The sequence below is a fragment of the Inquilinus limosus MP06 genome (assembly GCF_000767795.1).
GTDB classification, from domain to species: Bacteria; Pseudomonadota; Alphaproteobacteria; order DSM-16000; family Inquilinaceae; genus Inquilinus; species Inquilinus limosus_E.
The window spans coordinates 1-9,291 of record NZ_JANX01000216.1 but is presented as its reverse complement, the minus strand read 5'-3'; the positions used below and the strand labels follow the sequence as shown (position 1 = coordinate 9,291).

Genomic DNA, 9,291 nt, shown 5'->3' with positions numbered 1-9,291 from the left:
GCGGCACCCGCGGCTTCGCGGGCGTCGACCGCACCCTGGCGCCGGTCCTGCGGCACCTGGCCGATCGCCGCACCGGCACGGCCGATCCGGAGGAGCCGACCGGCCTCCTCACCCACCATTTGGCGCATGACGACGAAGGATGGATCTTTCTCGACGGCCTGCTTTCGACCCTGACCCGGCATCCGGCGACGGCCTGGCCGGAGGCCGATACCCTGTTCGGAGCCCGGCGATGACCGCCCACCGCTACGGCATGGCCGAGCTGGGCGGCGACTATGCCCGCGGCGCGGCCGGGCTGGCGCTGACCGCGCTGCCGCTGATCCTGCTGCCGATGCACTGGATCGTCGCCATCGCCTTCAGTGCCGCGGCGCTGGTGTTCCTGGCCTTCCTGCTACGCACCTGGCTGCGCCACCGCAGCGTGATCGAGGTCGACGGCCAGGGCATCGTCGCCCACGGCCCGCTGGGCGTCCGCATCGCGTGGCGCGACCTGGACGGCTTCCGGCTGCGCTATTTCTCGGTCCGGCGCGATCGCCAGCGCGGCTGGATGCAGCTGGACCTGCGCGGCGGCGGCCGGCGCCTGAGGATCGAATCGACCATCAGCGGCTTCGACGAGATCGTGTCGCAGGCGCATGACGCCGCGCTGGCCAAGGCCCTGACGATCGACGATTCGAGCCAGGCGAACCTGATGTCGCTGGGCGTCGTCGCCCCCCAGGGCGGGCTGGCCGAGCGCTGGGGCGTGCGCCCCCCGGACGATCGGCCCGGGTCCGACGGACCCGAGGAATGAGGGGCCCGCCGCGGTGAGCGATATCCTCCGCCTGCACGATCTTCGCATCGGTTTCGCCGTGCCCGGCGGCACGCTGGAGGCGGTGCGCGGCGTGTCGCTGCGGGTGCCGGCCGGCAAGACCGTCGCCGTGGTCGGCGAGAGCGGCTCCGGCAAGTCGGTGCTGGCGCAGGCGGTGATGGGCATCCTGCCCAGCAACGGCCGGGTCACCGGCGGCAGGATCCTGTTCAGCGACCCGGAGACGCCGGGCACGGTGGTCGACCTGGCGAAGCTGCCGCAGGAAAGCCCCGACTACCGCGACATCCGCGGCGGCCGGATCTCGATGATCTTCCAGGAGCCGATGACCTCGCTGTCGCCGCTGCACACGGTCGGCAACCAGATCGTCGAGGCGGTGCGGCTGCACCGGCCGGTGGGGCCGGCGGAGGCGCGCGACCTGGCCCGCGAGATGCTGCGCCTGGTCGGCTTCCCCAACCCCGCCCGCGCGCTGAAGACCTATCCGTTCGAGCTGTCGGGCGGCCTGCGCCAGCGCGCCATGATCGCCATGGCGCTGGTCTGCCACCCCGCCTTGCTGATCGCCGACGAGCCGACCACCGCGCTGGACGTCACCATCCAGGCGCAGATCCTGAAGCTGATGCTGGACCTGCAGGCCGAGCTGCAGATGGCGATCATGATCATCACCCACGACCTCGGCATCGTCGCCAACATCGCCGACGAGGTGGTGGTGATGTATCGCGGCGAGGTGATGGAATCCGGCCCGATCGGGCCGATCTTCACCGATCCCGGCCATCCCTATCTGAAGGCGCTGCTGCGGGCCGTGCCGCGCTTCGACATGGGGCATGAGCGGCTGATGCCGATCCGCGAGATCCGGCAGGCCGACGGCCACATGATGGGCACCGGCAAGAAGGCCTGGACCGAGGCGGCGGAGGCGGCCGGCCCGCTGCTGAAGGTCGAGGGCGTGTCGAAGACTTTCGCCATCCGCAACAGCGGCCTGTTCGGCGGCGGGCAGGAGGAGCGGATCAAGGCGGTCGACGACGTGTCCTTCGCCATCCGCCGCGGCGAATGCCTGGGGCTGGTCGGCGAATCCGGCTGCGGCAAGACCACCCTGTCCAAGATCCTGATGCGGGCGCTGAGCCCCGATGCCGGCGGCATCCGCTTCAACGACCACGGCAAGCCGGTCGATATCCTGGGGCTGGAGGGCGAGGAGCTGAAGGCCTTCCGCCCGCGCATGCAGTTCATCTTCCAGGACCCGTTCAGCTCGCTGAACCCGCGGATGACGGTGTTCGACATCCTGACCGAGCCGCTGACCATCCACGGCATCGGCAGCACGGCCGAGCGCAAGGCGATCGCGAAGGAGCTGATGGGGCTGGTCGGGCTCGACATCCGCCACCTGCAGCGCTACCCGCACAGCTTCTCCGGCGGCCAGCGCCAGCGCATCGGCATCGCCCGGGCGCTGGCGCTGCGCCCCGACCTGATCATCTGCGACGAGCCGGTCTCGGCGCTCGACGTCTCGATCCAGGCGCAGATCCTGAACCTGCTGAAGGATTTGAAGGCGCGGCTGGGCCTGACCTACCTGTTCATCAGCCACAACCTGGCGGTGGTCGACTACATCGCCGACCGGATCATGGTGATGTGCCGCGGCCGGATCGTGGAGCTGGCGCCGCGCGCCCTGCTGTTCGCCCGGCCGGTGCACCCCTACACCCGGGCGCTGCTGGCCGCCGTGCCGGCGCCGGACCCGTCGCGCCGCCTGGATTTCGAGGCGCTGATGGGCGGCCGCGCCTCCGACCCCGCAGCCTGGCCGGCGCCCTTCACCCTGGGCCCGGACACGCCGGGCCGGCTGGTCGAGGTCGACAAGGGCCATTACGTCCGCGCCACCGAGGCCCCGGCGCTGGAGCTGGCATCATGATCCGGTGGATCGGCCTGATCGCCCTGCTGCTGGCCGCCGCCCCGGCGCTGGCCGAAGGCCTGCCATCCCTGGTCGAGACGCCGATGTATGTCCAGGACGTCGCCGCCGGCAAGCTGCCGCCGGTGACGCAGCGCATCCCGCAGGCGCCGTGGGTCGTCGACATGACGGCGGAGAAGAAGGAGCCGGGCACGCAGGGCGGCGAGATCAGCTGGATGGTGGCCCGGGCCCGCGACCTGCGGGTGATGAACACCTACGCCTATGCCCGGCTGGTCGGCTACGGCACCGACTTCAAGCTGCACCCGGACATCCTTCTGTCCTACGAGGTGCAGGACGAGAAGGTGTTCACCCTGCATCTGCGGCCGGGCCACAGATGGTCGGACGGCCAGCCCTTCACCAGCGACGATTTCCGCTTCTCCTGGGAAGACGTCGAGCTGAACAAGGAGCTGTCGCCCTACGGCCCGGACACGCGGATGCTGGTCGACGGCGAGAAGCCGAAGGTCGAGTACCCGGACGCACTGACCGTGCGCTATTCCTGGTCCAAGCCGAACCCGGAGTTCCTGACCTCGCTGGCCGGGGCCGCGCCGCTCTACATCTACGCGCCGGCGCATTACCTGAAGCAGTTCCACAAGAAATATGCCGACCCCAAGGCGCTGGACGCGCTGGTGCGGCAGGCCGGGATGCGCAACTGGGTCGCCCTCTACAACCTGCGCAGCAAGCTGATCGATTCGGCCAACCCGGACCTGCCGGTGCTGGAGCCCTGGGTCAACACCACCAAGGCGCCGGCCGATCGCTTCGTCTTCGTCCGCAACCCCTACTACCACCGCATCGATAGCCGGGGCCGGCAGCTGCCCTATCTCGACCGGGTGATCGTCAACGTCGTCGAGCCGTCGCTGATCCCGGCCAAGGCCGGCGCCGGCGACGCCGACCTGCAGCAGCGCGGCCTGCGCTTCGACAACATCAGCTTCCTCAAGGCCGGCCAGCAGGCGGGGCATTACAAGGTCCGGCTGTGGCCGACGGCGCTCGGCTCCGAGGTGGCGCTGTACCCGAACATGAACTGCAACGACCCGGACTGGCGCGCCCTGAACCGTGACGTGCGGGTGCGCCGGGCCCTGTCGCTGGCGATCAACCGCGACGAGATCAACCAGGTGGTGTTCTTCGGCCTGGCCCGGCCGAGCCAGAACACGGTGCTGCCGGAATCGCCCTATTACGACCCGGCCGAGGCGAACGCCTGGACCGAGTTCGACCTGGACAAGGCCAACGCCCTGCTGGACGAGGCCGGGCTGGGCAATCGCGACAGCGACGGCATCCGCCTGATGCCGAACGGCCGCCGCATGGAGATCGTGGTCGAGAGCACCGGCGAGCGGACGCTGGAGACCGACATCCTGCAGCTGATCCGGGACAGCTGGGCCAAGATCGGCGTCGCCCTCTACACCACCCAGTCCCAGCGCGACGTGTTCCTGCAGCGCATTTTTTCGGGCGAGACGGTGATGTCGGTGTGGACCGGCATCGACAACGCGCTGATCACCCAGACCACCGCGCCGTCGGAGCTGGCGCCGGTCGACCAGAACTGGCTGCAATATCCGAAATGGGGCCAGTACCTGCAGACCAAGGGCACGGCCGGCGAGAAGGCGGACGAGCCCTTCGCCCTGCAGCTTCTGGCGCTGTACGACGAATGGCGCAGCACCACCGACGACGACCGGCGCGACGCGATCACCCGCGAGATGCTGCGCATCCAGTCCGACCAGGTCACCTCGATCGGCACCGTGCAGGGCGTGCTGGCCCCGATCGTGGTCAAGAACCGCCTGCACAACGTGCCGGAGAAGGCGATCCTGTCCTGGGATCCCGGCGCGCATTTCGGCATCTACCGGCCCGACACCTTCTGGGTGGACCCATGATGGCGGGACCGGCCATGGCGCGAGGGGCAGGGACACCATGCTGAGCTACATCGCCCGGCGCATCCTGGTGATGATCCCGACCCTGCTCGCGATCAGCTTCATCAGCTTCGCCATCATCCAGGCGCCGCCCGGCGACTACCTGACCACCATGGTCAACGAGCTGCGCAGCCGCGGCCAGTCGATGGACCCGAACCAGCTGCAGTTCATGCGCGAGACCTACGGGCTGGACCAGCCCTTCCTGCAGCAATACCTGTCCTGGCTGGGCAACTGCCTGCAAGGTGATTTCGGCTGGTCGTTCGAGTACAGCCTGCCGGTGACCGCCGTGGTCGGCGACCGCATGTTCCTGACCATCCTGCTGACCATCGCCACCACGATCTTCATCTGGGTGGTGTCGTTCCCGATCGGCATCTATTCGGCGACCCACCAGTACAGCATCGGCGACTACGGACTGACCTTCCTCGGCTTCCTCGGCCTGGCGACGCCGAACTTCCTGCTGGCCCTGGTGCTGCTGTACCTGGCCAACCAGTGGTTCGGCATCTCCATCGGCGGCCTGATGGACCCCAAGTTCCAGGACCAGGCGATGAGCTGGGCCAAATTCGCCTCGGTGCTCGAGCATCTCTGGGTGCCGGTGATCGTGATCGGCACCTCCGGCACCGCGGCGATGATCCGGCGGCTGCGCGCCAACCTGCTCGACGAGCTGCAGAAGCAGTACTACGTCACCGCCCTGGCCAAGGGCATGAAGCGGCGCCGGGCGCTGCTGAAATACCCGCTGCGCATGGCGCTGAACCCATTCATCGCCGATATCGGCAACATCCTGCCGCACCTGATCTCCGGCGCCACCATCGTCTCGGTGGTGCTGAGCCTGCCCACCGCCGGGCCGCTGCTGCTGTCGGCGCTGCAGAGCCAGGACATGTACCTCGCCGGCTCCTTCGTGCTGTGGATGGCGGTGCTGACGGTGATCGGCACCCTGGTCTCGGACCTGGCGCTGGCCGCGCTCGACCCCCGCATCCGCCTGACCGGAGGGGCCGTGAAGTGAGCGACGCCTCCCGCGAGCCGCAGCATTACGTCAACCCCGCCGCCTGGGACCCCTATCTCGAGGCGCCGCTGACCGCGCAGCAGGAGCGGTACTTCCTGGCCTCGCAGTGGCGGATCATGTGGTGGAAGCTGAAGCGCCACCGCCTGGCCGCGATCTCCGGCGTGGTGCTGCTCCTGGCCTATCTCTCGATCCTGGTCAGCGAGGTGCTGGCGCCCTACGGGCTGGACAGCCGCCACACCGGCCACATCTACGCGCCGCCGCAGCAGGTGCGGTTCTTCCATGAGGGCAGTTTCGTCGGCCCCTATGTCTACGGCTACCAGTACTCGCTCGACATGGAGTCGATGCGGCGGGTCTACACCGAGGACCGGTCGCAGCCGCAGAAGCTGCGCTTCTTCTGCCGCGGCGACGGCTACCGGTTCTGGGGGCTGTTCGAGGCCGACTTCCATGTCGTCTGCCCGCCCCAGGGCGGCACCTTCTTCCTGCTCGGCACCGACCGGCTGGGCCGCGATATGCTCAGCCGCATCCTCTACGGCGCCCGCATCTCTCTGACCGTCGGCCTGCTCGGCATCACCGTCAGCTTCCTGCTCGGCATCGTCATCGGCGGCCTCGCCGGCTATTACGGCGGCTGGGTCGACAACCTGGTCAACCGGCTGATCGAGGTGATCCAGAGTTTCCCGCAGCTGCCCCTGTGGATGGCGCTGTCGGCGGCCCTGCCGGTGACCTGGAGCCCGATCCTGGTGTTCCTGGGCATCACCATCATCCTCGGCCTGGTCGAATGGACCGGCCTGGCGCGGTCGGTGCGGTCGAAGCTGCTGGCGCTGCGCGAGGAGGATTTCTGCGTCGCCGCCCAGCTGATGGGGGCGCGGCCGCGGCGGATCATCTTCCGCCACCTGCTGCCGAGCTTCATGAGCCACCTGATCGCCTCGGCCACCCTGACCATCCCCGGGATGATCCTGGGCGAGACCGCGCTCAGCTTCCTCAATCTCGGCCTCAGGCCCCCGGTCACCAGCTGGGGCGTGCTGCTGAACGAGGCGCAGAACATCAATGTGGTGGCGCTCTACCCCTGGCTGCTGATCCCGGTGCTGCCGGTGATCATCGTGGTGCTGGCCTTCCAGTTCTTCGGCGACGGCCTGCGCGACGCCGCGGACCCGTACCGGTAAACACAACCCTCTCCGTCATTGCGAGGAGGCGAAGCCGACGAAGCAATCCAGGGGCCGCTTGGCGTGGCCCCTGGATTGCTTCGCTGCGCTCGCAATGACGGCGATAAAGAGCCGCTTAGAGGTAAGCGAGGGGTTGGCTGGCCTTCTCCAGCCACAGGCTGGTCTCCGGCGTGCCGTCGCGCAGCGGCAGCTGGCCGATCACCGTGGCCGCCACCTTCTCCGCCATCCGCGTCGCCGCGTAGTGGCTGGCGAAGACCGGCTTGAAGCCGCCGGCGGTCAGCAGCGGCGCCACCACCTGCTGCTCGTTGTAGCCGCGCCAGCCCCATTCCGCGGGATACGGGTCGGGCAGGCAGATGTCGTGGATGTGCACCAGCACTCCGGGCGGCAGGCAGGGCAGCACCTGGTTCACCAGGAAGTCCACATCCGTGCCGGGCATGGCGATGTGGCTGGAATCGATGAACAGGATGTCGCCTTCGGCCAGGTCGCGATACGGCTCGGTCCCCGCCTCTTGAACCGTTTGCTCAAGGTGCGTGATGCCGAGCTCGGAGATCGCCGCCCGCGGCGCCGGGTCGATGGCGGTGAACTCCAGCGCCAGGTCGCCGTCGACCGCCGCGCGGATCATGAAGCGGGTGGAGTGGCCGGAGCCGACCTCGACGATCCGCGCCGGCTGGCGCGCCCGCACCATGGCATAGGCCGCGGCGGCATCCAGCCGGGCGAACCAGCCCTGGTCCCAGCGCGGCTGCGGCGGCGGCGAATCGCGCTCGGTCGCGCCGATCGCCAGCAGGGCGTCGCGGTAGGAGTCGATGACGTCGAGCACCGCCTGGAACACCGGCTCGGAGGCGCGGAACAGCGCCTCGTGCCCGGCATAGGGCGCCAGCTCGTCCGGCACCTCGTCGGCATAGCTGCAGGGGATGAAGAAGCCCTTCGGCTGGCGGCCGAACAGGGTGGCGAGGCCCAGGCGCCAGCGTCGCAGGCGGCGGCCGAGATCGGGGGGAGCGGTGTTGGAACTCAAGGGTGCAACGTCATGCCTTCATGCGCGACCAGCGTCCCGGGACGCCGACGGTCGGCGGCATCCGCGATCCGGTCCAGGAACGCGTCATCGTGATTGGGATCGTGGTGGAACAGCACGACCCGGCCGACATCAGCCGCATCCGCGAGCTTGAGTGCCTCCTGCCAGGTCGAGTGGCCCCAGCCGACAAATCTCGGATACTCCTCATCCGTGAACATGGCGTCATACACCATGATGTCGGCGCCGCGAACGAAATCGGCGATGACCTGGTCCACACCCTCCGGCCGATGCTCGGTGTCGGTGATGATGCAGATGCTCTTGCCCCCGACATCGATGCGGTAGCCGCAGGCGAGGTTCGGGTGGTTGAGCCAGCAGGTGTTGAGCTTGATGCCCGGGAAGGGCTCCATCGGGGTGCCGCAGTCGAAATCGTGATACTCGCAGTCCTGGAAGACGCCGATCGGCACCGGGAACAGCGGCGCCATCATCGTCTCGCACAACACCGTGTAGATCGATTTGTTCTGCGGCTTCAGATGGCCGGCCCAGAACCGCACCTTGCGGCCCTTGGCGTAGGCCGGCTTGAAGAACGGCACGCCGCAGACATGGTCCCAATGGGTGTGGGTGAAGAACACATCCACATCGGGCCGCCCCTCCTCCATCAGCCGGTGGCCGAGGTCGCGCAGCCCCGTGCCGCCATCGATGATGATGAGGTCGTCGCCGCGCCGGATCTCGATGCAGCTGGTGTTGCCGCCGTAGCGCATGTTGCAGGAGGCCGGGCAGGCGATGCTGCCGCGAACACCCCAGAACCGGAGCATAAGGTCGCTCGTCTTCGCCATCGGCGCGTCAGTCTGACTCTCGGCGCGCGGGAAACCATCCGTCACGTCCGAGGACGCCGGCGGAGGTGACTGTCGCGCACCGAGTCGCATGAGTCGAGAAAAAAGGTCTTTTCGACATATTGATGGTGAACCACGGCCAGCGCCCCGCGTCTGTGTCGCCCGTCACAGGAAGCGCAGCCGGAATCACTGTCCTTTCTCCTGGTCCGGCGCCTGCCCGCCCAGGGCATAGCCGCCGGGGACGGTCAGCAGCAGCGCCGGCCGCGCCGGATCGGCCTCGATCTTGCGCCGCAGACGATAGATATGGGTCTCCACCGTGTGGGTCGCGACTCCCGAGGCGTAGCCCCAGACGGCGTCGAGCAGGGCATCGCGGGACACGGTCTCGCCGTCCTGCCGGCGCAGATGGCGCAGGATCGCGGCCTCCTTGGCGGTCAGCCGGATCTCCCGCCCGTCGGCGGCATGGATCAGGCGCAGGCCGGTGGGATCGAAGCGATAGGGGCCGAGATCGGGCTCCGGCCGGGCCTGGCCGCGCCGCGCCAGGGCGGCGCGCAGGCTGGTGAGCAGCACGCCGATCCGGATCGGCGGCCGCAGCGTGGCATCGGCATCGGCGAAGCGCTCGGCCCGGTCGCCGATCGCCAGGATCGGCCCGTCCAGGCCCGCCCCCCCGCAGCCGGCCGCAC

At 68.8% G+C, this 9,291-nt stretch carries 8 protein-coding genes and 1 pseudogene; 6 read left to right on the top strand and 3 right to left on the bottom strand.

Going from position 1 to position 9,291, the window contains the following annotated elements:
- From P409_RS38975 to P409_RS17295, 6 genes and pseudogenes are all read left to right on the top strand, one after another.
- Positions 1-233 (top strand): annotated as a pseudogene (locus P409_RS38975) (polysaccharide deacetylase family protein); the annotation flags it as partial.
- Positions 230-781, top strand: coding sequence for a hypothetical protein (locus P409_RS17315; protein ID WP_052120826.1), 552 nt, complete (start codon positions 230-232; stop codon positions 779-781). The pseudogene P409_RS38975 and the gene P409_RS17315, both read left to right, overlap by 4 nt.
- Before the next feature lie 13 nt (positions 782-794).
- Positions 795-2,681: an ABC transporter ATP-binding protein gene (locus tag P409_RS17310; RefSeq protein ID WP_034840094.1), complete on the top strand. Its 1,887-nt coding sequence runs from the start codon at positions 795-797 to the stop codon at positions 2,679-2,681.
- A complete protein-coding gene (locus P409_RS17305; protein WP_034840090.1) occupies positions 2,678-4,576 on the top strand; it encodes an ABC transporter substrate-binding protein in 1,899 nt (632 codons plus the stop codon). Before P409_RS17310 ends, P409_RS17305 begins: the two co-directional genes overlap by 4 nt.
- A 37-nt stretch (positions 4,577-4,613) precedes the next feature.
- Positions 4,614-5,612 carry an ABC transporter permease gene (locus P409_RS17300; protein WP_034840086.1) on the top strand — a complete coding sequence of 333 codons (999 nt, stop codon included), beginning with the start codon at positions 4,614-4,616 and terminating at the stop codon, positions 5,610-5,612.
- A complete protein-coding gene (locus tag P409_RS17295; RefSeq protein ID WP_034840082.1) occupies positions 5,609-6,772 on the top strand; it encodes an ABC transporter permease in 1,164 nt (387 codons plus the stop codon). Before P409_RS17300 ends, P409_RS17295 begins: the two co-directional genes overlap by 4 nt.
- A 115-nt stretch (positions 6,773-6,887) precedes the next feature.
- On the opposite strand, the gene P409_RS17290 is transcribed toward P409_RS17295, so the two are convergent.
- The 3 genes from P409_RS17290 to P409_RS17280 all read right to left on the bottom strand — a co-directional run.
- Positions 6,888-7,784, bottom strand: coding sequence for a class I SAM-dependent methyltransferase (locus P409_RS17290; RefSeq protein ID WP_034840079.1), 897 nt, complete (start codon positions 7,782-7,784; stop codon positions 6,888-6,890).
- A complete protein-coding gene (locus P409_RS17285) occupies positions 7,781-8,593 on the bottom strand; it encodes an MBL fold metallo-hydrolase (protein ID WP_230983065.1) in 813 nt (270 codons plus the stop codon). Before P409_RS17285 ends, P409_RS17290 begins: the two co-directional genes overlap by 4 nt.
- Positions 8,594-8,797: 204 nt before the next feature.
- The coding region (locus P409_RS17280; protein WP_161790419.1) for a winged helix-turn-helix domain-containing protein at positions 8,798-9,291 on the bottom strand (494 nt) is incomplete at its 5' end.